At 74.3% G+C, this 23,567-nt stretch carries 19 protein-coding genes; 12 read left to right on the top strand and 7 right to left on the bottom strand.

Translation table 11 applies throughout. The features are described 5' to 3' along the window. Positions 1-2: 2 nt before the first annotated feature. Positions 3-632 (bottom strand): MBL fold metallo-hydrolase, encoded by a 630-nt coding sequence (locus ACZ6Q9_RS09700; RefSeq protein WP_396829013.1) that lies wholly within the window; start codon positions 630-632, stop codon positions 3-5. A 117-nt stretch (positions 633-749) separates the two neighbouring features. Here ACZ6Q9_RS09700 and ACZ6Q9_RS09695 point away from each other — a divergent pair, with 117 nt between their 5' ends. Next, complete coding sequence (locus ACZ6Q9_RS09695; RefSeq protein ID WP_396829014.1) at positions 750-1,724, top strand: DUF4349 domain-containing protein; 975 nt, start codon at positions 750-752, stop codon at positions 1,722-1,724. On the opposite strand, the gene ACZ6Q9_RS09690 is transcribed toward ACZ6Q9_RS09695, so the two are convergent. Together ACZ6Q9_RS09690 and ACZ6Q9_RS09685 are read right to left on the bottom strand one after the other, a co-directional pair. After that, positions 1,681-2,940, bottom strand: coding sequence for an amidohydrolase (locus ACZ6Q9_RS09690; RefSeq protein ID WP_393258473.1), 1,260 nt, complete (start codon positions 2,938-2,940; stop codon positions 1,681-1,683). The two genes, ACZ6Q9_RS09695 and ACZ6Q9_RS09690, sit on opposite strands and share 44 nt — an antisense overlap. A gap of 637 nt (positions 2,941-3,577) precedes the next feature. Beyond that, on the bottom strand, positions 3,578-5,161 hold the full coding sequence (locus ACZ6Q9_RS09685; protein WP_396829015.1) for a methylmalonyl-CoA mutase: 1,584 nt from the start codon (positions 5,159-5,161) through the stop codon (positions 3,578-3,580). 206 nt (positions 5,162-5,367) lie between these two features. On the opposite strand from ACZ6Q9_RS09685, the gene ACZ6Q9_RS09680 reads away from it, so the two are divergent. Further along, positions 5,368-7,563 (top strand): protein kinase domain-containing protein, encoded by a 2,196-nt coding sequence (locus ACZ6Q9_RS09680; protein ID WP_396829016.1) that lies wholly within the window; start codon positions 5,368-5,370, stop codon positions 7,561-7,563. Positions 7,564-7,610: 47 nt separating this feature from the next. Then, entirely contained in the window at positions 7,611-9,335 is a 1,725-nt protein-coding gene (locus ACZ6Q9_RS09675; RefSeq protein WP_396829017.1) for a phospho-sugar mutase, read from the top strand. A gap of 177 nt (positions 9,336-9,512) precedes the next feature. Here ACZ6Q9_RS09675 and ACZ6Q9_RS09670 read toward each other — a convergent pair whose 3' ends face one another. The 4 genes from ACZ6Q9_RS09670 to upp all read right to left on the bottom strand — a co-directional run bounded on the left by ACZ6Q9_RS09670 (position 9,513) and on the right by upp (position 12,730). Next, a complete protein-coding gene (locus ACZ6Q9_RS09670) occupies positions 9,513-10,190 on the bottom strand; it encodes a GOLPH3/VPS74 family protein (RefSeq protein ID WP_393452799.1) in 678 nt (225 codons plus the stop codon). Positions 10,191-10,328: 138 nt separating this feature from the next. Next, on the bottom strand, positions 10,329-11,372 hold the full coding sequence (locus ACZ6Q9_RS09665) for a CU044_5270 family protein (protein WP_393452802.1): 1,044 nt from the start codon (positions 11,370-11,372) through the stop codon (positions 10,329-10,331). A 13-nt stretch (positions 11,373-11,385) separates the two neighbouring features. After that, positions 11,386-11,925, bottom strand: coding sequence for an RNA polymerase sigma factor (locus tag ACZ6Q9_RS09660; RefSeq protein WP_396829018.1), 540 nt, complete (start codon positions 11,923-11,925; stop codon positions 11,386-11,388). Positions 11,926-12,097: 172 nt separating this feature from the next. Further along, a complete protein-coding gene (upp, locus tag ACZ6Q9_RS09655; protein ID WP_334558303.1) occupies positions 12,098-12,730 on the bottom strand; it encodes a uracil phosphoribosyltransferase in 633 nt (210 codons plus the stop codon). Between the two features lie 134 nt (positions 12,731-12,864). Between upp and deoC the strand changes: the two genes are divergently transcribed. The 9 genes from deoC (at position 12,865) to cydC (ending at position 23,547) form a co-directional block, all read left to right on the top strand. Beyond that, positions 12,865-13,824, top strand: coding sequence for a deoxyribose-phosphate aldolase (deoC, locus tag ACZ6Q9_RS09650; protein WP_393258454.1), 960 nt, complete (start codon positions 12,865-12,867; stop codon positions 13,822-13,824). 6 nt (positions 13,825-13,830) lie between these two features. Beyond that, positions 13,831-15,261: an aldehyde dehydrogenase family protein gene (locus ACZ6Q9_RS09645; protein WP_393452806.1), complete on the top strand. Its 1,431-nt coding sequence runs from the start codon at positions 13,831-13,833 to the stop codon at positions 15,259-15,261. Then, positions 15,254-16,078, top strand: coding sequence for an aldehyde dehydrogenase family protein (locus tag ACZ6Q9_RS09640; RefSeq protein ID WP_396829019.1), 825 nt, complete (start codon positions 15,254-15,256; stop codon positions 16,076-16,078). The genes ACZ6Q9_RS09645 and ACZ6Q9_RS09640 overlap by 8 nt, the downstream gene beginning before the upstream one ends. A gap of 234 nt (positions 16,079-16,312) precedes the next feature. Beyond that, positions 16,313-16,777: a BlaI/MecI/CopY family transcriptional regulator gene (locus tag ACZ6Q9_RS09635; protein ID WP_363703843.1), complete on the top strand. Its 465-nt coding sequence runs from the start codon at positions 16,313-16,315 to the stop codon at positions 16,775-16,777. 10 nt (positions 16,778-16,787) lie between these two features. After that, positions 16,788-17,690: a M56 family metallopeptidase gene (locus ACZ6Q9_RS09630; RefSeq protein WP_393452812.1), complete on the top strand. Its 903-nt coding sequence runs from the start codon at positions 16,788-16,790 to the stop codon at positions 17,688-17,690. A gap of 135 nt (positions 17,691-17,825) precedes the next feature. Beyond that, the gene (locus ACZ6Q9_RS09625) at positions 17,826-19,076 is read left to right on the top strand and encodes a cytochrome ubiquinol oxidase subunit I (protein WP_396829020.1); all 1,251 of its coding nucleotides are present in this window, start codon (positions 17,826-17,828) and stop codon (positions 19,074-19,076) included. 9 nt (positions 19,077-19,085) lie between these two features. After that, positions 19,086-20,093 carry a cytochrome d ubiquinol oxidase subunit II gene (gene cydB / locus ACZ6Q9_RS09620; RefSeq protein WP_393452818.1) on the top strand — a complete coding sequence of 336 codons (1,008 nt, stop codon included), beginning with the start codon at positions 19,086-19,088 and terminating at the stop codon, positions 20,091-20,093. After that, on the top strand, positions 20,090-21,769 hold the full coding sequence (gene cydD, locus ACZ6Q9_RS09615; protein WP_396829021.1) for a thiol reductant ABC exporter subunit CydD: 1,680 nt from the start codon (positions 20,090-20,092) through the stop codon (positions 21,767-21,769). The genes cydB and cydD overlap by 4 nt, the downstream gene beginning before the upstream one ends. Then, positions 21,766-23,547, top strand: a complete 1,782-nt coding sequence (gene cydC, locus ACZ6Q9_RS09610) for a thiol reductant ABC exporter subunit CydC (protein WP_396829022.1) — start codon at positions 21,766-21,768, stop codon at positions 23,545-23,547. Before cydD ends, cydC begins: the two co-directional genes overlap by 4 nt. The last annotated feature ends 20 nt before the right edge of the window (positions 23,548-23,567 follow it).

Genomic DNA, 23,567 nt, shown 5'->3' with positions numbered 1-23,567 from the left:
CGTCAGGCGTCGATTCGCGTGCCCGGTTCGAGCCGGCGGTAGTCGACCTCGGAGAGCCGGGTGAAGTTGCTGTTCAGGACGCCGAGCCCGTGGTCGTTGAGCAGCCCGTCGTGCAGCGCGTACGCCCGGCGCGGGGCGACGGCGCGGAGGAAGTCCAACGACTCGGAGAACTTCGTCCACGGGGCGTGGATCGGCAGGAAGAGCGTGTCGACCTGCACGTCCTCCGGGACGACCAGGGAGTCCCCGGGGTGGTAGACCACGTCGCCGATCAGGTAGGCCAGGTTGTCCACCACCGGGATGTCGGGGTGGATCACGGCGTGCCGGCCGCCGTAGGCGCGCACCGGCACCCCGGCGGCCGTGAACGACTGTCCGGGCTGGACCGGGTCGAGCGCCTCGGCCGCGTCGCCCAGGGTGCCGGCGAGGGCGGCCGGGCCGTGGATGCGGAACGGACGCCGGTCGAGCTGCCGGGTGACCGCCTCGACGTGCACGTGGTCGGGATGCTCGTGGGTGATCAGCACCGCGTCCGCCCCGTCGAGTGCCGCGGGCTCGCTGAACACGCCCGGGTCGACGACGAGCACTCCCCCGTCGTGCTCCACGCGGAGGCAGGAGTGGGCGTACTTGGTGACGTGCATCGTGACTCCAAGATTATCGAATCGTGATGTCCTGAGCGCAGTCTGCCGGAACCGGCGTGTTGGCGCGCCACGTCTGACGTATCGCCCCACACGGGGGCGAGGACGAGGGGAACCGGGATGGACGGACGGGAACGACGGCGTCGGGGCGCAGGGCTGACGGCCGCCGCGCTGGTCGCGCTGCTGGGGTTGGTGGCCTGCGGCAGCGGCGACTCCGGCGGGAGCAGGGACTCGGCCGTCAGCGCGCCGGAGGCCGCGCCGGCGGACAAGAACCGGGCCGGCGGCGGGGCGGAGCGGGGTGGCGGGCAGGCCGAGCAGGGCGGTGCCGGCGCGCCGGACCTGCGGGTGGACCAGCGGTCCATCATCTACACCGGCACGATGCGGGTGCAGGTGGACGATGTGGACGCCGCCGCGCGGAGCGCGGTCGCCACCGTGACGGCGGTCGGCGGCTTCGTCGGCGGCGACCAGCGGCGCAGCGCCGACGCCGACGCGACGGCGCAGCTGGAGCTGCGGGTGCCGGCGGCGAAGTTCCACGAGGTCGTCGACGAGCTGGCGAAGCTGGGCCGGCAGCAGCGCCGGGAGATCCACACCGAGGACGTCACCGAACAGGTGGTCGACCTGGACGCCCGGATCACCACCCAGCGCGCCCGGGTGGAGAGCGCCCGCCGGCTGCTGGCCCGGGCCACCACGATCACCGACCTGGTGTCGCTGGAGAACGAGCTGTCCCGCCGGGAGGCCGACCTCGCCTCGTTGGAGGCGAAGAAGAAGCGGCTGGCGGACCTGACCAGCCTGTCCACGATCACCGTGTCGCTGGTCGGGCCGGACGTCAGCACCGCCGACGAGGAGACCGAGATCGGCTTCCTGGTCGGGCTCAAGAGCGGCTGGCAGGTCTTCCTCACCTCGATGACCGTCCTGCTGACCGTGCTGGGCGCGGTGCTGCCCTGGCTGCTGGTGTTCGGCGTACCGCTGGCGGTGCTGCTGGTGGTGCTGCGCCGGCGGCGGCGCAGGGGCCCGCCGCCGGTGACGCCGGCCGGCCCGGCGGAGCCGCTGCCTACCGCGCCGCCGACAGTGCCCGCAGCGCGGTCTGGACCATGAGCCGCACGCCGACCGGGATGGCCCGCTCGTCGACGTCGAACGAGGCGCGGTGCAGATCCACGTTCGGGCCGGAGCGGCCCACGCCGAGCCGGGCGAGCGCGCCGGGGACGTACTCCAGGTACCAGGAGAAGTCCTCGCCGCCCATGCTCTGCGGGGTCTCGGCGATGCCCTCCGGCCCGAGCGCGGCGGCGGTGGCGGCGGTCAGGATCTGGATGGCCCGCGAGTCGTTGCTGACCGGGGGGCGACCGCGCAGGTATTCCAGGTCGACGGTGGCCCCGGTCGGCGCGATGACGTCGCGGACGACCTGACCCACGATCTTGGGGGCCAGCTCCCAGGTGTCGCGGTCCATCACCCGCAGGGTGCCGGAGGCGCACGCCTCGGAGGGGATGACGTTGTAACGGGTGCCGGCCGAGGCGTGGCCGAACACCAGCAGCAGCCCGCTGTTGGCCGGCACCCGGCGGCTGACCAGGGCCGGCACCTCGGTGATCAGGCGGCCCAGCGCGTCGACCAGGTCGACGGTCAGGTGGGGTCGGGCGGTGTGCCCGCCGGGGCCGGTGAGCCGGACGGTGACGTTGTCGGCGGCGGCGGTGATCGGGCCGACCCGCAGGCCGACCTTGCCGACCGGCTGGTTCGGGTCGCAGTGCAGCGCGAAGATCTGCACCACGTCGTCGAGGCCGCCGGCCTCGATGACCTCCAGCGAGCCGCAGGGCAGGATCTCCTCGGCCGGCTGGAAGATCAGCCGGACCCGGCCGGGCAGCTCGCCGAGGTCGGCGAGCTGCGCCAGCAGCATGCCGACGCCGAGCATGACGGTGGTGTGCACGTCGTGGCCGCAGGCGTGGCAGACGCCGTCCACGGTGGAGCGGTACGGCACGTCCTTCGAGTCGGTCAGCGGCAGCGCGTCGATGTCGGCGCGCAGCGCGACCACCGGGCCGTCGGGCCGGCCGTCGATGTCGCAGATGACCCCGTTGCCCTTGGGGAGCAGTCGCGGGCTCAGCCCCGCCAGGGAGAGCTCCCGGGCGATCAGGGCGGCCGTCTCGAACTCCTCGCCGGAGAGCTCCGGATGCGAGTGGAGGTGACGACGGGTGGCGATCAGCCCGGGCACCCGGAGGGCGAGCAGGTGGTCCAGCTCGAACGGCAGGGGCTGGGACCCGGACGGCGTCTCCGGCCAGGACGACGCCAGCTGGTTGCCGGTCGGCAGCGTCAACGCACTCGTCACGTCGAATTCTCGTTCGCTAGAGATGGATGGATCATCAGGAACAGCAGACAGCCTAGACCTCCGGCGGTGACGCTGCGCAACCTCGTTCCGGTGATGATCAGAGCGCACAGCGTCACGAATGCCCTGCTGGGAGCGTTCGTAGATCTGCGGGACAGCAGGTAGATCGCGATCGAACGCCGTCATCTGCCCCACACCTCCTACACCGCGTAACCGACCCGGCCGTCACCAAATCGACGCCGATCTCGGGGGCCGTCGTTCCGAATTGTCGCATTAGTCGGTCCGGTGAACTGACACTCCGACAATTACGCGACCGCTGTCGGCAACGAGGCTCCGAAGACGGTCACACGATCGAGCACGGAACGACCGCACACCGTGTGCGTCCGGGCCCACCCCGTCGGATACCCCCGAACCCCTCCGGCAACCGCCACGACCGGTGGGCCGCGCCGCCCCGCCGCACGCGGAAGCCCTCCGGCGGCGTCGCCGGGCCCGCTCCCGCGGTCTGCGTCGCCGATCGGCGACGGGAACTGACTCCGACTGTAGCGCTCGCCCGGCATGCGGCGCGACCTGCGCAAACGTCCCGACCGACCGGCCTGCGGGGTCCACCGGAACGGCCGACGGGCCGGTCAGGTCGGGGCGGTCAGAAGCGGTCGGCCGGGCGGTGCAGCCCCCACACCTGGCGCAGGGTGCCGCAGACCTCGCCGACGGTGGCGCGGGCCCGCAGCGCCTCCTTCATCGGGTAGAGCACGTTCTCCGTGCCCTCGGCGGCGGCCCGCAACTCCGCCAGCGCCCGCTCGACCGCGCCCGCGTCCCGCTCGGCGCGCAGCCGGGTCAGCCGCTCGGCCTGCGCCGCCTCGATCGCCGGGTCGACCCGCAGCGGCTCGTACGGCTCCTCCTCCTCGATGGCGAACCGGTTGAGGCCCACCACCACCCGCTCGCCGGAGTCGATCTCCTGCGCGATCCGGTACGCGGACTGCTCGATCTCCCGCTTCTGGAAGCCCGCCTCGATGGCGTCGACCGCCGAACCGTGGTCGAAGACCCGGTCCATCAGCTCGGTCGCCGCCGCCTCGATCTCGGCGGTCATCGCCTCCACCACGTACGAGCCGGCGAACGGGTCGACGGTGGCGGTCAGGTCGGTCTCGTACGCCAGCACCTGCTGGGTGCGCAGCGCCAGCCGGGCCGCCTTCTCGGTGGGCAGCGCGATGGCCTCGTCGAAGCTGTTGGTGTGCAGCGACTGCGTGCCGCCGAGCACCGCGCCGAGCCCCTGCACCGCCACCCGGACCAGGTTCACCTCGGGCTGCTGGGCGGTGAGCTGCACGCCCGCCGTCTGGGTGTGGAAGCGCAGCATCATCGACTTCGGGTCCTTGGCGCCGAAGTCGTCGCGCATCAGCCGGGCCCAGATCCGCCGGGCGGCCCGGAACTTCGCCACCTCCTCCAGCAGCGTCGTACGGGCGACGAAGAAGAACGACAACCGGGGCGCGAAGTCGTCCACGGCCAGCCCCGCCGCGAGCGCGGCCCGGACGTACTCGACGCCGTTGGCCAGGGTGAACGCGATCTCCTGCGCGGGCGTCGCGCCGGCCTCGGCCATGTGGTAGCCGGAGATGGAGATGGTGTTCCACTTCGGCACCTCCTTGCGGCAGTAGCCGAAGGTGTCGGCGACCAGCCGCAGCGAGGGCTTCGGCGGGAAGATGTACGTCCCCCGGGCGATGTACTCCTTGAGGATGTCGTTCTGGATCGTGCCGTTCAGCGCCGTGCCGGGGACGCCGTTCTCCTCGGCCACGAGCTGGTAGAGCAGGAGCAACACCGAGCCGGGCGCGTTGATGGTCATCGAGGTGGAGACCTTGTCCAGCGGGATGCCGTCGAAGAGCAGCCGCATGTCCTCGATCGAGTCGATGGCCACCCCGACCTTGCCCACCTCGCCGTGCGCGATCGGGTCGTCGGAGTCGTAGCCCATCTGCGTCGGCAGGTCGAAAGCGACCGAGAGGCCCATCGTGCCGGCCCGCAACAACTGGTGGTACCGCGCGTTGGACTCGGTGGCGGTGCCGAAGCCGGCGTACTGGCGCATCGTCCAGGGACGGGAGGTGTACATGGTGGGGTAGACGCCCCGCGTGTACGGGAACTCGCCCGGGCCGCCCAGCCGGGAGTCCAGGTCCTCCGGAAGGTCGGCGGCCGTGTAGACGCCCTTGATCGGGAAACCGGACTCGCTTGACCGCCGTTCGCTCATTAGCGGATGGTAGGACGCGCGACGGCGACGGCGGGTGAGGGATAGCGCACACCCGACCCGTGGACATCGACGAGAGGTGAACGTCAGGGCACGTATGGTCCAGTTCGGTAAACGTCCGTCGCGTCGGGTTTCGCATCGGGCGTCGGAACCAGCAAGATAGGGGGGTTGTGTCCCAGCCCCCCTCGATTTCCCCCGGTGGCTTTTCTGTGACTCAGATCCCGACGTGGAGCGGCGGACCAGTCAGTCCCCCCAACGGACGCGCGACCCCCGGCACGACCATCGGTGGTCGTTACTCGCTGCGTTCCGCGGTGGGCAACGGCGGCATGGGCACGGTCTGGCGTGCCACAGACACGCTCCTGCGGCGGGACGTCGCCGTCAAGGAGGTCGTCCTGCCCCCGGGTCTGGCCCCCAGCGATCGCGACGCCATGTACGAGCGCACCCTGCGCGAGGCCCGCGCGGCGGCCGCGATCCAGCACCCGGCCGTCGTGCAGGTCTACGACGTGGTCACCGAGGGCGGCCGGCCCTGGATCGTGATGGAGCTGCTGGACGCCCGCAGCCTCGCCGACATGGTGATCGAGGACGGGCCGGTCGCGCAGCGGGTGGTCGCCAAGATCGGCATAGCGCTGCTCGGCGCGCTGGAGGTGGCGCACGCGATCGGCGTGCTGCACCGCGACGTCAAGCCGGCCAACGTGCTGATCTGCGCCGACGGCCGCTGCGTGCTGACCGACTTCGGCGTGGCCCGGATGCCCACCGACGTGCAGCTCACCACCCCCGGGATGGTGCTCGGCTCGCCGCACTTCATCTCCCCGGAGCGGGCGATGGGCCAGGAGTTCGGGCCGCCGAGCGACCTGTTCTCGCTGGGCGTCACGCTCTACACGGCGGTGGAGGGGCGGCCCCCGTTCGACAAGGGCGACCCGATCGAGACCATGCACGCGGTGGTCGAGGACCCGCCCGCCCCGCCGCAGCGCAGCGGGCCGCTGACCCGGGTGCTGATGGGCCTGCTGGAGAAGGACCCGGCCCGCCGCCTCGACGTGCACACCGCCCGGGCGATGCTGCGCGAGCTGCTCGCCGGCCCGCTGACCAGCAACGCCGCCGCGGTGAACTCGATGACCGACCCGTACTCGGTCGTGCCGGTGCAGCAGCGGCCGCTGCCCGCCCCGCCGGCCGCCCAGCCCGAGCAGCCGAAGCCGACCGGGCAGATCGGCGGGCGGGCGATGCTCAACCCCGGTGAGTCGCTCACCGACCGGCTGGCCGCGCTGCGCCGGGGCGAGCGCCCCGCGCAGGCCGCCCTCCCCGCCAGCCCCGCCGCGACGGAGGACACCAGCGCCGACGCGCTGGCCGGGCCGCTGCACACCCCCACCGGCGCGATGCCGGCCCCGGGCGCCCCCGCGCCGGCCGGCCGCCCCTACGGCGGCCCCGAGGCCACGCCGCAGGTCGCCGGCTCCGACGCCACCCAGCAGCTGCGCACCAACGCGGCCGGCCTCGTCGGGTTCGGCGGCCAGCCGGACGCCACCCAGCGGATGGGGGCCGGCGCGCCCGCCTTCGGGCAGCCGGACGCCACCCAGCGGGTGGGCGGGGGCGCGCCCGCCTTCGGGCAGCCGGACGCCACCCAGCGGATGGGCGCGGGCGCCCCCGTCTTCGGCGGCCAGCCGGAGGCCACCCAACACCTCGGCGGCACGTACGGCGGCGGCCAGTGGTCGGTGCCGGGCACCGGGCAGCCCTGGGCGACCCCCGCCACCGCGCCGGCCGCCGCCGGCGGCGGGCTCGGCGGTCGGGTGGGCGCGATCGGCAACCAGGTCGTCGGCACCGTCAAGGGCTGGCCCCGCAAGGTGCAGCTCGCCGCCGCCGGCGGCCTGGCCGTGGTGCTGCTGATCGGGGCGGTCGTCCTGTTCACCGGCGGCGACGACGCGCCGACCATCCCGCAGGCCGCCCCGACCTCGGCGGCCCCGGCCGGCGCGCCCGAGATGAAGGAGCACACCGGCAAGGGCGTGCGGGTCATGGTGCCGCAGGGCTGGGAGCGCAAGAGCGCCGGCAACTGGGTCGACTACGTCGACCCGCAGGACGAGGGCCGCAAGGTGCGGATCCTCGTGGAGGACTTCCGCACCACCTCGATCCGCTGGGCCGAGGTCGCCGAGGACGGCCTGAAGACCCGCTCCAAGTCCTGCGTCAAGCCGTACGCCCAGCTCGCCATGAACGAGATGGAGTGGGTCGGCAAGCAGGCGGCCGAGTTCGAGTACACCTGCGGCGAGGGCGAGACCAAGCGGCACGGCGTGTGGCGCGGCGTGGTCCACGACGGCAAGGCGTACTCGTTCTACCTCACCTCCACCGACGCCAAGTTCGCCGAGAGCAAGCCGATCTTCGACGAGATGGTGAAGACGTTCCAGCTCACCGACGCCGGCTGAGCGCAGGGGAAGAGAAGCGGTGATCCGCCGGCGTGCTATCAAGAGGCATGCCGGCGGAAACCACTGACATCGACGACATTCGCGAGCAAGCACGGCGCTGGCTCGACGACGACCCCGACCCGGCCAGCCGGGACGAGCTGCGGGCGGTGCTCGACCGCCTGCCGGCGAGCGCCCCGGAGCTGGCCGACCGGTTCGCCGGCCCGTTGACCTTCGGCACCGCCGGGCTGCGCGGCCCGCTGCGCGCCGGTCCGAACGGGATGAACCTCGCGGTGGTCACCCAGGCCGCCGCCGGGCTGGTCGCCTGGCTCGCGGCCCAGGGCGGCACCGGCCCGCTGGTGATCGGGTACGACGCGCGGCACGGCTCCCGGCAGTTCGCCGAGCGGACGGCCCAGGTCGCCACCGGCGCGGGACGCCCGGCGCTGCTGCTCCCCCGCCCGCTGCCCACCCCGGTGCTCGCGTACGCGGTGCGGCACCTCGGGGCGGTCGCCGGGGTGATGGTGACCGCCAGCCACAACCCGCCGCAGGACAACGGCTACAAGGTCTACCTCGGCGCGGAGCTGGGCGGGGCGCTCGGGGCGGGCGCGCAGATCGTGCCGCCGGCCGACGCCGGCATCGAGGCCGCGATCCGGTCGGTCGGCCCGCTGGCCGAGGTGCCGCTCGGCCCGGCCGGGCAGGTACTCGGCGACGACCTGGTGGCCTCCTACGTGGAGCGGGCCACCGGAGTGATCGACCCGGACGGGCCGCGCGACCTGGCCGTGGCGTACACGCCGCTGCACGGGGTGGGGGCGGCGGTGCTCACCGCGGCCTTCGCCCGGGCCGGCTTCCCGGTGCCCGGGGTGGTGCCCGAGCAGGCGGAGCCGGACCCGGCGTTCCCGACCGTCTCCTTCCCCAACCCGGAGGAGCCGGGGGCGGTGGACCGGCTGGTCGCCCTCGCCGAATCGACCGGCGCGGACATCGCCATCGCCAACGACCCGGACGCGGACCGCTGCGCGGTGGTCGTCCGGGACACCGGCCCGGCGGCGAGCGCCCGCGGGGAGGTCGCCGGTCCCCCGGCGCCGGACGCCGACCGGCCCGGCTGGCGGATGCTGCGCGGTGACGAGGTGGGCGTGCTGCTGGCCGACCACCTGATGAGGCGCGGCGTCACCGGCCTGTACGCCACCACGATCGTGTCGTCGTCCCTGCTGCGGGCCATGTGCGCCGCCCGGGGCCTGCCCTACGACGAGACGCTGACCGGGTTCAAGTGGATCGTGCGGGCCGGCGGCGGGACCGAGCCGCTGGTCTACGGCTACGAGGAGGCGCTCGGCTACTGCGTCGCCCCGGAGCACGTCCGCGACAAGGACGGCATCACCGCCGCGCTGACGGTGGCCGAGCTGGCCGCCGGGCTGAAGACGCAGGGGCGCTCCCTGACCGACCGGCTGGACGAGCTGGCCGCCGAGTTCGGCGTGCACCACACCGACCAGCTCTCGGTGCGGGTGGACGACCTGCGGGTGATCGCCGACGCCATGGCCCGGATCCGCGCCGCGACACCGGCCGCGCTGCTCGGCCACCCGGTCACGGAGGCGCAGGACCTGCTCCCCGAGGCGGACGTGGTGATCCTGCGCACCGGGGCCGCGCGGGTGGTGATCCGGCCGTCCGGCACCGAGCCGAAGCTGAAGGCGTACCTGGAGGTGGTGGAGCCGGTGGCGGACGGCGAGGTCGCCGCGGCCCGCGCCCGGGCCGCGGAGGCCGTCGCGGCCCTGCGCGCGGAGATCGCGGCCGCTCTCGGTCTCTGACCGGGCTTCCGGGCACCCGCCCCCCTGCGCCCTTTGCTCTGCTTCACCCGACGCAACGGAAACGCCGTGTCGCGTGGGTTGAAGCAGAGCAAAGGGCCGGGGGTGGGTGTCGGTTCGGGGCGTGCGCGTGGCGTCAGCGGCGCGGGGCAGCGCCGGATCGCTGCCGTGCGCGTCGGGTCAGCGGCGCGGGCCGAGGGCGGCGTCCACCGCGCTGCCCAGGGCGGCCACGACCAGGCCCACCGAGGGGCGGACGACCGAGTCGTCGAGGCTGACGTTGCCGGAGAAGCCGGCGCCGCCGGCGATCTCCTCCAGGCGGCGGCGGGCGTCCCGGGCCGCGTCGCCGGTCAGACCCAGGGCCGGCTCCATCCGCAGCACCGCGACCAGGGTGGCCAGGGCGGCCGTCCGCTCGTCGGGGAGCTGCCCGTCGGCCAGCGCCTCGGCGAGCCGGCGCCGGGTGTCCGCCTCGACGGCGGGATCCACCGTCGGGTAGCGGTGCACGTGGATGAAGCCCAGCTCGGTCTCGTCGACGTCCCGCACCACGCCCTGGGCGCACAGGGTTTCGAGGATCTTGTCGCGCAGGCCGTGCCGCAGCCGCTGCACCCAGGACGACGGGCTGTGCGGGGTGTCGGCGGCGATGCGGGCGAGGACCCCGTCGACGAGCGACTCGCCGGTGGGCGTCGGGTCGGCCACCGCCAGGGCCCCCTCGGAGTAGACGATCCGCCCGGCCAGGGCCAGTTCGATCAGTACCGCGGCGGCCATGCCCAGGTCGAGGCTGATCCGCGGCATGGTCGCCTTGCCGGTCTCGTCGTCGTACGCGAGGAGAAGCAGCTCTTCGGCGAGAGCAACACCAGTCATGGCCGGAGACGCTAGCGGGTGCGCGCATTCCGCGCACCCACTCGACGTCGATGGCGCGCCGCCGCTCCCGTACGCCTCGCCTTCGCCGCAGGTCGGGGCGGTCGGGGCGCGCCCCGACCGCCCCGGCGGGCCGGACGGTCAGTTCACCGTGTCGGTGCGACGGGCCTCCAGCAGGAGCGCGTAGTGCAGCACGCGGCGCTTCGGGGCCGTCTCCAGGTACTCGTGGGCGAGCAGTTCGCCGGTCGACGGGTCGAAGACCAGCAACATCTGCGCCCGCTGCACGATCTCCCCTGGCGGTGGGACGAGATCGGCGGTGACGGCCACGCCCTGGCGGCCGGCCCGGTCGACGACCCGGCCGCGCCACACGAATCCGGGCTTCTCCGCGAGGATGGTGAGGAGGTCGGCCCGGGTCCGCCGCGGCACCAGGTAGCTGCTGTAGAGGTGGTACGTGCGCATGGCCACGTCGCCCGCCGACTGGTCGATCCGGAGCCAGCGCGCGAGTTCCGCCCGGTCGGCCGGCAGCCGCCGGGCCACCGGGTCGGGCGGAATCTCGGCGATCCCTGGCGGCCGCCTGGTGGCCGAGGGGTTGGCACTGGGCGACTGTGGCCGCGTGGACCAGTATTCCCGGGACGCCGCGTCGGGGAACTCGACGCCCAGGGACTTGGTGTCCTGCCAGCGGCGGCCGTCGTCCGCCACCCATTCACGACGTTCCTGCACGTAGCTCATCCTGTGGCCCTCGGGCGAAAACACGGTCGGGCTGCCCCAGGACTTGGTGTGGTGGTAGGAGTAGGGGCCGGCGGCGCCTTCGTGTGGTGCGTCCACGATGCGCGCGGCGAGCGCCCGCAGGTGCCGCCCGGCCGGTTCGGCGGCGGCGATCTCGTAGGACACCGGCTGAAGCACGGTCCCGGCGACCGGCTGCGCGGGTGCCGGGGTGACGGGCACGGGCCCGTCCCGCAGCACCTGCGCCACCCCGGCGGAGCCGAGCGCGGCCACCGCGGCGGCTGCGCCGACCAGCACGGTGCGCCGCGGTGCGGCCCGCCGTACCGGCCCGGCCGGGGTCGCGGCCGCGTCCTCCGCGCGGAGGATCAGGTCGTGGGCGGTGAGGGGTGACGGGGGCACGACGGCGTCACGCGCCGGGTCGGCCGGACCCAGGAGCTCCCGGACCTGCTGCTTGGTGTGCATGCTGCTGCTCCTCTCAGACGTGGGCGGACGCCGGCCGGGCGGCGCGGGCGGGAGTGGAGGTGGCCAGGGCGGAGCGCAGTCGGCGCCGGGCCCGGTAGAGCCGCACGGCGGCGGCGGAGCGGGTGCAGCCCAGGACGACGGCGGCATCCGCGACGCTCAGGTCCTCCCAGCCGACGAGCCGGAGGATCTCCTGGTCGGCTTCGGACAGCGTGCGCAGCGCCCGGTGCAGGTCGAGCACCGGCGCCACGGCGTCGGGCTCGACGATTCGTGCCGGTACGTGGTCGGCCTCGGCGAGCGGGAGCAGGCTCGGACCGTCGCGCCGGGAACGCCACCGGTTCGCCACGACGTGGCGCGCGACGGCGTAGAGCCACGGGAGGGCGCGTTCGGGCACCTCGCCGCGCCGCCGCCAGACGACGACGAACACGTCCTGGGCGAGTTCGGCTGCCGCGTCGGCATCGGGAAGCCGGCGCAGGCCGTACCTGACGATGTCCGGGTAGTGCGTGGCGTAGAGGCCGGTGAACCAGTCCTCGCCCCGCTCACCCACGGGTTTCACTATCGATCTCCCGACCGCAGTTCCTGACAGGGACACCACGTATGTGTCGCGGGCGGGGTGGATCGTTACCGGCGGCCGGGGTGGAAAGTCACCGGCCGGGGCGGGACGGCCTGTCGGCCGGGGGCACCCGCCCCGACGGCGCCGGGGCGGGTGGCGTGGCGTGGGGCTCCGCCTAGAAGCGGGGCATGCCGCCGAACTGGCGGTCGCCGGCGTCGCCGAGACCCGGCACGATGAACATCCGGTCGTTGAGGCCCTCGTCGATCGAGGCGGTGACCAGGCGCAGCGGCAGGCCGGAGCGCTCCAGCCGCTCGATGCCGACGGGCGCGGCGAGCACGCAGAGCACCGTGATGTCGGTGCAGCCCCGGTCGGCCAGCAGCCGGCAGCAGTGCTCCAGCGAGCCGCCGGTGGCGAGCATCGGGTCGAGCACCAGCACCGGCAGGCCGCTCAGGTCCCGGGGCAGCGACTCCATGTAGGCGCGCGGCTCGTACGTCTCCTCGTCGCGGGCCAGGCCGACGAAGCCCATCGACGACTCCGGCAGCAGGCCGAGCGCGGCGTCGGCCATTCCCAGGCCGGCCCGCAGCACCGGCACCAGCAGCGGCGGATTGGCCAGCCGGGTGCCCTCGGTGCCGGTGACGGGGGTCTGCACCGGGTACTTCTCGATCGGAAAGGAGCGCGCGGCCTCGTACACCAGCATGGTGGTGAGTTCGTGCAGCGCCGCCCGGAACGAGGAGGAGTCGGTGCGCGCGTCCCGCATGGCGGTCAGCCGCGACTGGGCGAGCGGATGGTCAATGACGTGTACGTCCACGATCGCTCAACCTACCGGTCCGCCCGCGTCCGCACTGCGGGTGCGGGCGGAGCAGCGACGTCGCTCACCACGGGGATCGACCGACGGCACCGTGACCAAGATCACGCATCGGTCGGATGCGTAGACTTCGGAGCATGACGGCGACAGCGACGTCGGCCCGGTCGGAACTCTCCGAGCTGGGACGATCCGAGACCGCTCTGCGGACCTTCCTGCACGGCCTGCCCGGCGTGGACCAGGTCGGCGCGGAGCAACGGGCGGCACAGCTCGGCACCCGCTCCATCAAGACCACCGCCAAGGCGCAGGCCATCGACCTGGCGATCCGGATGGTCGACCTGACCACCCTGGAAGGGGCGGACACCCCCGGCAAGGTGCGGGCCCTCGCGGCCAAGGCGCTGCGCCCCGACCCGGCCGACCCGTCCTGCCCGCACGTCGGGGCGGTCTGCGTCTATCCCTCGATGGTCCCGCACGTCGCCGAGGTGCTGCGCGGCAGTGGGGTGCACCTGGCCAGCGTGGCGACCGCCTTCCCGTCGGGTCAGGCGCCGCTGGAGGTCAAGCTCGCCGACACCCGGGCCGCCGTCGCGGCCGGTGCCGACGAGATCGACATGGTGATCAACCGGGGCGCGTTCCTGGCCGGCCGCTACAAGGAGGTCTACGACGAGATCGTGGCCACCAAGGAGGCCTGCCGGGACGCCCACCTCAAGGTGATCCTGGAGACCGGCGAGCTGGCCACGTACGACAACGTGCGCCGAGCCTCCTGGCTGGCGATGCTGGCCGGCGGCGACTTCATCAAGACCTCCACCGGCAAGGTCCCGGTGGCCGCCACCCCGCCGGTGACCCTGGTGATGCTGGAGGCGGTCCGCGACTTCCGCGCCGCCACCGGCCGGCAGGTCGGCGTGAAGCCGGCCGGCGGCATCAAGACCACCAAGGACGCGATCAAGTACCTGGTGATGGTCAACGAGACCGTCGGCGCGGACTGGCTGGACCCGGACTGGTTCCGGTTCGGCGCCTCCAGCCTGCTCAACGACCTGCTCATGCAGCGCACCAAGCTGACGACCGGCACCTACTCCGGTCCCGACTACTTCACCCTGGACTGAGAGCCGATGTTCGAATACGCACCCGCCCCCGAGTCCCGCTCGGTGGTGGACATCAAGCCCTCGTACGGGCTCTTCGTCGACGGGACGTTCGTCGACCCGACCGACGGCGGCAGCTTCAAGTCGATCAACCCGGCCTCTGAGGAGGTGCTCGCCGAGGTCGCCGAGGCCGGCGCGCAGGACGTGGACCGTGCCGTCCGCGCCGCCCGGCAGGCGTACGAGAAGGTCTGGGGTCCGATGCCGGGCCGGGACCGGGCCAAGTACCTGTTCCGGATCGCCCGGATCATCCAGGAGCGCTCCCGCGAGCTGGCGGTGCTGGAGTCGCTGGACAACGGCAAGCCGATCAAGGAGTCCCGCGACGTCGACCTGCCCCTGGTCGCCGCGCACTTCTTCTACTACGCCGGCTGGGCCGACAAGCTCCCGTACGCCGGCTTCGGCGCGAACCCGCAGCCGCTCGGCGTGGCCGCGCAGGTCATCCCGTGGAACTTCCCGCTGCTGATGCTGGCCTGGAAGATCGCCCCGGCCCTCGCCGCCGGCAACACGGTCGTGCTGAAGCCGGCCGAGACCACCCCGCTGACCGCCCTGCTCTTCGCCGAGATCTGCCAGCAGGCCGACCTGCCCGCCGGCGTGGTCAACATCGTCACGGGCGCCGGCGACACCGGCCGAGCCCTGGTCGAGCACCCGGGCGTGGACAAGGTCGCCTTCACCGGCTCGACGGAGGTGGGCCGGGCCATCGCCCGCGTGGTGGCCGGCACCCGCAAGAAGCTCACCCTGGAACTGGGCGGCAAGGCGGCCAACATCGTCTTCGACGACGCCCCGGTCGACCAGGCGGTCGAGGGGATCGTCAACGGCATCTTCTTCAACCAGGGGCACGTCTGCTGCGCCGGCTCCCGACTGCTGGTCCAGGAGTCGGTCGCCGACCGGGTGCTGGAGTCGCTGAAGCGGCGGATGGCCCAGCTCCGCGTCGGCGACCCGCTGGACAAGAACACCGACATCGGCGCGATCAACTCCGCCGCCCAGCTCGCGCGGATCCGGGAGCTGTCCGAGGCCGGGTCCGCCGAGGGCGCCGAGCGCTGGTCGCCGCCGTGCGAGCTGCCCGAGCGCGGCTTCTGGTTCGCGCCGACGATCTTCACCGGGGTCACCCAGGCGCACCGGATCGCCCGGGAGGAGATCTTCGGCCCGGTGCTGTCCGTGCTGACGTTCCGCACCCCGGCCGAGGCCGTCGAGAAGGCCAACAACACGCCGTACGGGCTGTCGGCCGGGATCTGGACCGACAAGGGCTCCCGGATCCTGTGGATGGCCGACCGGCTGCGCGCCGGCGTGGTCTGGGCCAACACGTTCAACAAGTTCGACCCCACCTCGCCGTTCGGGGGCTACAAGGAGTCGGGCTACGGTCGCGAGGGCGGCCGGCACGGGCTGGAGGGCTACCTCAATGTCTGAGCGGGTCGCGGTACGCAAGACGTACAAGCTCTTCATCGGCGGGAAGTTCCCGCGCAGCGAGTCGGGACGGTCGTATCTCGTGCAGGACTCGAATGTCTCCCTGGCCTCCCGCAAGGACGCGCGGGACGCCGTCGTCGCCGCCCGCGCCGCCGTGAAGGGCTGGGCCGGGGCGACCGCGTACAACCGGGGTCAGATCCTCTACCGGGTGGCCGAGATGCTGGAGGGCCGGCGCGAGCAGTTCGTCGCCCTCGGCGTGCCCGGCGACGAGGTGGACGCGGCGGTCGACCGCTGGGTCTGGTACACGGGCTGGTCCGACAAGCTCCCCCAGGTGTACGGCGGCGCCAACCCGGTCGCCGGGCCGTACTTCAACCTCTCCTCGCCGGAGCCCACCGGCGTGGTGGCGGTGGCCGCCCCGGAGCAGCCGGCGCTGCTCGGCCTGGTCAGCGTGATCGCCCCGGCGATCGTCACCGGCAACACCGTCGTGGTGGCGGCCTCGCCGGCGGCGCCACTGGCCGCGGTGACCCTGGCCGAGGTGCTGGCCACCTCCGATCTGCCGGGCGGGGTGGTCAACATCCTGACCGGCCGCCTGTCGGAGACCGTGCCGACGCTGGCGAGCCACATGGACGTCAACGCGATCGACCTGACCGGGGTGACCGACGCCGAGCTGGCGGCGGAGCTGGAGGTCAAGGCGGCGGAGAACCTGAAGCGGGTGCTCCGGCCGGCCCCGGCCGACCACGACTGGTTCGCCGACCCGGGCATCACCCGGATGACCAGCCTCCTGGAGACGAAGACGGTCTGGCACCCCAAGGGGGTGTGAGGTCGCGGTCTGCCCGCGTGGGGTTTCGGGGGGAGCACACCCGCTCCGGGCGGTCAGGCTTGATCCCTCCGCGGGCGGGCTCCCCCCGAAACCCTCTTCGGCCAGGTCCGCGGAAGGGGGTCGGACTCAGGTGTACCGCCCGGGGAGGGTCGGGCTCAGGTGTACTGCCCCGGGGAGGGGCGGCTCGGGTGTGCTGGCCTGAGACGGGTCTACTACCAGGGGTAGGATTGCGGCGTGACTCGGCTTGGTGATCTCGAACGTGCGGTGATGGACGTGCTGTGGGACTCGGTCCCCGCCACGTCGGACGGGATCACCGTGCGCGAGGTGGCCGACGCGCTGGACGGCCGCGAGCTGGCGTACACCACGGTGATGACCGTGCTGGACCGGCTGGCCGGCAAGGGCATGGTGCAGCGTGAGCGGGAGGGGCGGGCCTGGCGCTACCGGGCCGCCGCCAGCCGCGAGGCGCACATCGCCCAGCTCATGCTCGACGCCCTCGACCTCGGCGGCAGCCGGGACGCCGCGCTGGTGCGCTTCGCCCACTCGGTGACCGGCACCGAGGCCGAGGTGCTGCGCGCCGCGCTGGCCGCCGAGGCCGCCGGCGGCATGCCGGCTGCTCCGGGTGAGCTGACCGACCGGGTCGAGGCGCCGACCGACCGGGTCGTCCGCCCGCCCGTCGCCGACGAGGTCGCGGACCGGTAGGGCGACGGCCGTGGCGTACGCTCTGCACTTCGCCGCGTCGATGCTGGCCTGCCTGCTGACCGCGCAGGTGCTGGCCCGCTCCACCTGGCCGTGGCGCAGCCCCCGGGTCGCGATCCTCTGCTGGCAGGCGATCGGGCTGGCGCTCGGCCTCTCCGAGGTGGGCCTGCCGATCGCGGTGGGTCTGGCTCCGTACGAGCGGCCGACCGGGAGCGCGTTGCTGGCCCTGGGCGGCGATCTGGCGCACGGCACCCTGCCACCCGGGCTCGGGCCCGTCCAGCTGAGCCTGGTCGCCTTCGGCTTCGGCACCGGCGCCGTGCTGCTGACCGCGACCGTACGCACCCTGCTCCACACGGTGCGCGCCCAGCGCCGGCACCGGGACCTGCTCGCCCTGGTGGCCCGGAACGATCCGGCGGCGCCCGGCGCGCTCGTGCTCGACCACCCGAGCGCGGCGGCGTACTGCCTGCCGGGGGTGAAGCCGCAGGTGGTGGTCAGCGCCGGGACGCTCAGCCTGCTGGACCGCGCCGAGCTGGCGGCGGTGCTCAGCCACGAGCGGGCCCACGCCCAGGAACGGCACGATCTGGTGCTGCTCCCATTCACCGCGCTCTGCCGGGCGCTGCCCTGGTTCGGCTGGGTGCGCGGGATCCACGAGCGGGTCGCGCTGCTGGTCGAGATGCGCGCCGACGACAAGGCCCGGGAGGCGCACCCCGAGGCGCTGGGCCGCGCGCTGCGCCGGTTCGCCGCAGCCGGAAGTCGGATCACTCCGGCCGGCGCCCTCGGTCTCGGCGACCGTGACCTGGACGTCCGGGTGCAGCGCCTGCTGGTCGCCGACCGGCCGCCCCGGGTGCTCGGCGCCGTCGCCCTGTCGGTGGCGACCACGCTGGCCGTCCTGCCGATCTCGCTCTTCCTCAGCTGACCGGCGCATCGGATGCGCCCCCAAACCACTACGCCTCGCCGCACCCACTTCTACTACGATACGTAGTAATGATACGTAGGGAATCTACGTGTAGGCTCACTACGACAAGTGAGCCGACAGTACGGAGAGCCGGCCATGGACACCCTGCTCCTCGCCCGCCTGCAGTTCGCCACGACCACCTCGATCCACTTCCTGTTCGTGGTGGTCACCCTCGGCCTGGTCACCCTGCTCGTGGGGTTGCAGACCACCGCCGTGCTGACCGGCAAGCCGGTCTACGAGCGGCTGACCCGCTTCTGGGGCCAGCTCTACGTGATCAACTACGTGCTCGGTATCGCCACCGGCATCGTGATGGAGTTCCAGTTCGGGCTGAACTGGAGCGGCCTGTCGCGCTACGTCGGCAACGTCTTCGGGGCGCCGCTGGCCATCGAGACGCTGGTCGCGTTCTTCCTGGAGTCGACGTTCCTCGGCATGTGGATCTTCGGCTGGCACCGGCTGCGCAAGGGCGTCCACCTCGCCCTGCTCTGGGGCGTCGCGCTCACCGCGTACGCCTCGGCGTTCTGGATCATGGTGGCCAACTCCTGGCTCCAGAACCCGGTCGGCTACGAGGTGCGCGACGGCATCGCCCACCTCACCGACTTCACCGCGCTGCTGACCAACCCCAGCCTCGGCATGGCCTTCGGCCACGTGGTCTTCGCCGCGCTGCTGGTCGGCGGGATGCTGATGGCCGCGGTCAGCGCCTGGCACCTGATCCGGCGCACCCCGGACTACGCGCTGTTCCGCACCTCGCTGCGGATCGGCCTGGTCACTGCGGCGCTGTCGATCACCATGGTGCAGGGCTTCGGCTTCGCCCAGTTCGGCCCGGTCGGGCAGGTGCAGCCCACCAAGTTCGGCGGAAGCCCCGCGGCGGACGCACTGGTCGCCGACTGGACCGCGCGGTTCGGCCCCGGCGACTACACCCCGCCCGTGCTGGCCAGCGTCGGCCTCGGCTTCATGATCCTGATCGGCTTCGGTCTCGGCCTGCTCTGGCTGCTGCTCCCCCTGCTCTGGCGGGACTGGGCCGTGCGGCTGCGCTTCCCGCTCTGGATCATCCTGCTCGCCCTGCCGCTGCCGTTCGTCGCGGTGATCCTCGGCTGGATCGCCCGCGAGGTCGGCCGCCAGCCCTGGGTCGCGTACGGGCTGCTGCCGGTGGACCGGGCGGTGTCGCCGGTCGACCCGTGGCTGATGCTCGCCTCGCTGATCGGATTCAGCCTGCTGCTCGGCACCCTCGCCGTCACCAACTGGGTCCTGCTGGCCCGGCACGCCGCCCGGGGCGCTCACGACCCCGCCCTGGGCCGCCCGCCGCAGCAGCCGCCCGCCGACCCCCGCCCCGAGCCCGCCTTCGCCTGAGGAGACGACGTGGAACTCGCCTGGTACGCCCTGCTCGGCCTCTTCTTCGCCACCTACCTGGTGCTCGGCGGCTACGACTACGGCGTGGGCCTGCTGCTCGCCCGGGGCGCCGACCCCGCCCGCCGCCGCGCCGCCCTGAACGCCGTCGGCCCGTTCTTCCTCGGCAACGAGGTCTGGCTGGTGGCCGCCGTCGGCATCCTGTTCGGCGCGTTCCCCGTGCTGGAGGGGGAACTGCTCTCCGGCTTCTACCCGGCCGTGGTGGGCGCGCTGGTCGGGGTGATCCTGGTTACCGTCGGCGTGCAACTGCGCAGCCGCCCGGCCGGCCCACGGGCCCGCGCCGGCTGGGACCGGATCGTGGTCGTCGGCAGCCTGCTCGCCGCGCTCGGCTGGGGCGCCCTGCTGGCCGGGCTGCTCCAGGGCGTGCCGCTGCACGCCGACGGGCACGTCGCCGGCGTGACCCACCTGTTCACCCCGTTCGTGGCCGCCACCGGCCTCGCCGTCGTCGCGCTGGTCGCCCTGCACGGTGCGACCTTCCTCACTCTCCGGCTGCCGGCCGCCGAGGCCGCGCCGGTCGGGCGGCTGGCCCGCCGGCTCGTCCCGGTGGCGCTCGTCGCCGTCGGCGCGGCCACCGCGCTCGGCCTGCTCTCCGCCGACGTACGCGCCGCCGCGCGGCAGCCCGCGGTGGGCGTACTGCTGCCGTTGCTGCTGGTGGCGGCGGTGCTGGCGGCCCGGGTGACGCTCGGCCGGCGGCGGCCCGGGCTGGCCTTCGCCGCCACCGGGGCGGCCCTGGCGCTGCCGGTGGCGCTGGTCGGCGCGACCCTCTGGCCCTACGCGCTGGTCTCCACGGTCGACCCCGGCGCGTCCCTGACGGTGGCCGACGCGGCGGCGAGCACGCCCACGCTGCGACTGCTGGGCTGGCTGACGGTGCCGCTCCTGCCGGCCCTACTAGGCTTTCAGGCGATGTGCTGGTGGGTTTTCCGGGGACGGACCGACGGCAGGGCACCGGTGTACTGGTGAACCGCCGTCCGTTCGACCCGCGTCTGCTGCGCCGGGTCCCCGCGGCCCGGCGCGACCTCGCCGTGCTCGCGCTGCTCGGCGTGCTGGCCGCGGGGCTGGTCGTCGCGCAGGCCACCGCGCTGGCCGCGCTGCTGGCGACCGGGTTCGACGGGCGGCTGGACCGGCCCGCCCTGGCCGGCTTCGTCGCCGCGGTGGCCGCCCGCTCGCTGCTGGTCTGGGCGCAGGGCACGGTGTCGGCGCGGGTCGCGGCGACGGTCAAGGCGGCGCTGCGCGAGGAACTGCTGGGGGCGGTCGGGCGGCAGGGCCCCGGCTGGGTCGCCGGCCAGCGCGCCGGGCAGCTCGCCACGCTGGCGGGGCGCGGGCTGGACGCGCTGGACGCCTACTTCACCGGCTACCTGCCGCAGCTCGTGCTGAGCGTCACCGTGCCGGTCGCCGTGCTGGCGCGGATCTTCGTCGCCGACTGGAGTTCGGCGCTGATCATCGCGGCCACCCTGCCGCTGATCCCGATCTTCGGCGCGCTGCTCGGCTGGCAGGCGCAGGCCGCCACCGAGCGGCAGTGGCGACGGCTCTCCCTGCTCGGCGGGCACTTCCTCGACATGGTCGCCGGGCTGCCCACGCTGCGCGCGTTCGGCCGGGCCCGGGCGCAGACCGACGCCGTCCACCGGATGGCCGACGGGCACCGGGTGGCGACAATGAAGACGCTGCGGATCGCGTTCCTCTCCGCCCTGGTGCTGGAACTGGTCGCCACCCTCTCGGTGGCACTGGTCGCCGTGCCGGTGGGCGTACGGCTGCTCGGCGGCGGCCTGACCCTGCAGACCGCGCTGCTGGTGCTGCTGCTCACGCCGGAGGCGTACCTGCCGCTGCGGGCGGCCGGCAGCCGGTTCCACGCCAGCATGGAGGGCCTGACCGCGCTGGACGAGGCACTGACCCTCTCGGCCGCCGCCCCCGCGCCGGTCGCACCCGGCGGGGGCGCGGCGACGCCGGACGGCCGGGGCGAGATCCGGTTCGAGTCGGTGACCGTCGCGTACGAGCGGACCACCGCGCTGCGCGACGTCACGCTGACCATCCGGCCGGGCGAACGCGTCGCGGTCGTCGGCCCGAGCGGCGCCGGCAAGAGCACGCTGCTCGGCCTGCTGCTCGGCTTCGTGGCCCCGACCGCCGGCCGGGTCACCGTCGGCGGGGTGGACCTCGCCGGCACGGACCTGGACGCCTGGCGCCGCCAGGTCGCCTGGGTGCCGCAGCGGGCCCACCTCTTCGCCGCCTCGCTGGCCGACAACATCCGGCTCGGCGCCCCCGACACCCCGGACGCGGCCCTCGCCACCGCCGTCCGCGACGCCGCCCTGGACGACGTGGTCGCCGGCCTGCCCGACGGGCTCGCCACCGTGCTCGGCGAGCGCGGCCACGGCCTGTCCAGCGGGCAGCGGCAGCGGGTCGCGCTGGCCCGCGCGTTCCTGCGGGACGCCCCGGTGGTGCTGCTCGACGAGCCGACCGCCCGGCTGGACACCGCGAGCGAGGCCGTCGTCCTCGACGCCACCCGTCGGCTGGTGGCCGGGCGGACGGCCCTGCTGGTGGCGCACCGGCCGGCGCTGCTCGCCGACGCGGACCGGATCCTGCGGATCGAGGACGGCCGGGTCACGGAGCTGACCCCGGCGGCGGCCGGGGAGGCGACCCGATGACCGACGAGCCGACGCCGACCGGCGACTCCGCCGAGACCCGCGCCCGCTCCCCCGAGCGGACCGTGCTGCGGCTGGCCCGGCCGTACCTGAACCGGCTGCTCGGCGCGGGGCTGCTCGCCGCCGCCACCGAGTTCGCCGGCCTCGCCCTGATGGCCACCGCGACCTGGCTGCTGATGAGCGCCGCCGGTCGGCCCCCGCTGGACCGCCTCACCGTGGCGATCGTCGCGGTCCGGGCGCTGGCGGTCGGCCGGGGGGTGCTCCGCTACACCGAGCGGCTCGCCGGGCACGACGCCGTGCTGCGGCTGATCACCGACGTCCGCGCCCGGGTGTTCGCCAGCCTCGCCGCCCGGCCGACGCCCCGGCAGCGCTCGGGCGACGCCCTGAGCCGGCTCGTCTCGGACGTGGAGGCGGTTCAGGACCTGCTGCTGCGGGTGCTGGTGCCGGCCTCGGCGGCGGCCCTGGTCAGCCTGGTCGCGGTCGGCGGGGCGGCGCTGGTCTCGCCGGCCGCCGCCGGGGCGCTCGCCGTCGGGCTGCTGGTCGCCGGGGTCGCGCTGCCCGCGCTGGCCACCGCGCTGACCCGGCGCGCCGCCGCCGAACTGGCGCCGCTGCGCGGCGCGCTCGCCACCGACGCGGTCGACCTCACCCACGGCGCGGCCGACCTGGCCGCGTTCGGCGCCACCGGGCACGCGCTGGGCGCGGCCGGGGAACGCGCGCGGCGCCTGGCCCGGCTGGAGCGGCGGCTCGCCGCCACCGGGTTCGCCGTCGACGCGGCCGGGGTGCTGGTGGCCGGGCTGACCGCCGGCGCGGTGGTGCTCGCCGCCCTGGCGGCGGACGTGGACGGGGTGCTGGTCGGCGTACTGGCGGTCGGCACGCTCGCCGCCGTCGAGATCGCGCTGGCGCTGGTCGGGGCCGCCCGGCAGTGGACCCAGCTCCGCACCGGCCTGACCCGGGTGGCCGCCCTGTTGGAGAAGGCGGACGAGGCTCCCGCGTCCGGCGGGGCGCCGGTCGGCCCCGGGCCGTACGACGTGCGGTTCGAGGAGCTGACCGTGCGCTACCGGGAGGGCGCCGCGCCCGCCCTGGACGGGCTCGACCTGGAGCTGCCGCCCGGCCGCCGGGTGGCCGTGGTCGGGCCGAGCGGCGCCGGCAAGAGCACCCTCGCCGCCGTCCTCACCGGCTCCGTACGCCCCGAACGCGGGCGGGTCACCCTGGACGGGCGGGACCTGTCGACGTACCGGGCCGGGGAGCTGCCCCGCGCGGTCGGCGGGCTGCTCGCCGAGGCGTACGTCTTCCACGCCACCGTGCGGGAGAATCTGCTGCTCGGGCGGCCCGACGCCGACGAGGACGAGCTGGCGGCGGCGACCGCGGCGGCCGGGCTGCTGGACTGGGTCCGCGCGCAGCCGGACGGCTGGGACACCGTGGTCGGCGAGGAGGGCGGTCAGCTCTCCGGCGGCCAGCGGCAGCGGCTCGCGCTGGCCCGGGCGCTGCTCGCCGCGCCGGGCGTGCTGGTGCTCGACGAGCCGACCGAGGGGCTCGACCCCGCCGCCGCCGACGCGGTGCTCGCCTCCACGCTGGCGGCCACCCCGGCCGGGCACTCCGTGCTGCTGATCAGCCACCGGCTCAGCGGGCTGGCCGACCTCGACGAGATCGTGGTGCTGGACGCCGGCCGGGTGGCCCAGCGCGGCCGGCACGCCGACCTCGTCGCGGCCCCCGGCTGGTACCGGGACCAGTGGCTGCTCCAGGAGGCCGCCGAACGCGGGTACCTGGCGCTGCGCCCCTGAGCCCGACCCGTTCCTCCCCG

The sequence above is a fragment of the Micromonospora sp. NPDC049139 genome (genome assembly GCF_055586845.1).
This window is presented reverse-complemented; position numbering and strand designations above follow the sequence as displayed.

What these genes read in the sequence shown, in the direction of transcription:
- ACZ6Q9_RS09700 (WP_396829013.1), bottom strand. Translation starts at nt 632, where the DNA reads ATGCACGTCACCAAGTACGCCCACTCCTGCCTCCGCGTGGAGCACGAC.
- ACZ6Q9_RS09695 (WP_396829014.1), top strand. Translation starts at nt 750, where the DNA reads ATGGACGGACGGGAACGACGGCGTCGGGGCGCAGGGCTGACGGCCGCC.
- ACZ6Q9_RS09685 (WP_396829015.1), bottom strand. Translation starts at nt 5,161, where the DNA reads ATGAGCGAACGGCGGTCAAGCGAGTCCGGTTTCCCGATCAAGGGCGTC.
- ACZ6Q9_RS09675 (WP_396829017.1), top strand. Translation starts at nt 7,611, where the DNA reads ATGCCGGCGGAAACCACTGACATCGACGACATTCGCGAGCAAGCACGG.
- ACZ6Q9_RS09670 (WP_393452799.1), bottom strand. Translation starts at nt 10,190, where the DNA reads ATGACTGGTGTTGCTCTCGCCGAAGAGCTGCTTCTCCTCGCGTACGAC.
- ACZ6Q9_RS09665 (WP_393452802.1), bottom strand. Translation starts at nt 11,372, where the DNA reads ATGCACACCAAGCAGCAGGTCCGGGAGCTCCTGGGTCCGGCCGACCCG.
- deoC (WP_393258454.1), top strand. Translation starts at nt 12,865, where the DNA reads ATGACGGCGACAGCGACGTCGGCCCGGTCGGAACTCTCCGAGCTGGGA.
- ACZ6Q9_RS09645 (WP_393452806.1), top strand. Translation starts at nt 13,831, where the DNA reads ATGTTCGAATACGCACCCGCCCCCGAGTCCCGCTCGGTGGTGGACATC.
- ACZ6Q9_RS09640 (WP_396829019.1), top strand. Translation starts at nt 15,254, where the DNA reads ATGTCTGAGCGGGTCGCGGTACGCAAGACGTACAAGCTCTTCATCGGC.
- ACZ6Q9_RS09625 (WP_396829020.1), top strand. Translation starts at nt 17,826, where the DNA reads ATGGACACCCTGCTCCTCGCCCGCCTGCAGTTCGCCACGACCACCTCG.
- cydC (WP_396829022.1), top strand. Translation starts at nt 21,766, where the DNA reads ATGACCGACGAGCCGACGCCGACCGGCGACTCCGCCGAGACCCGCGCC.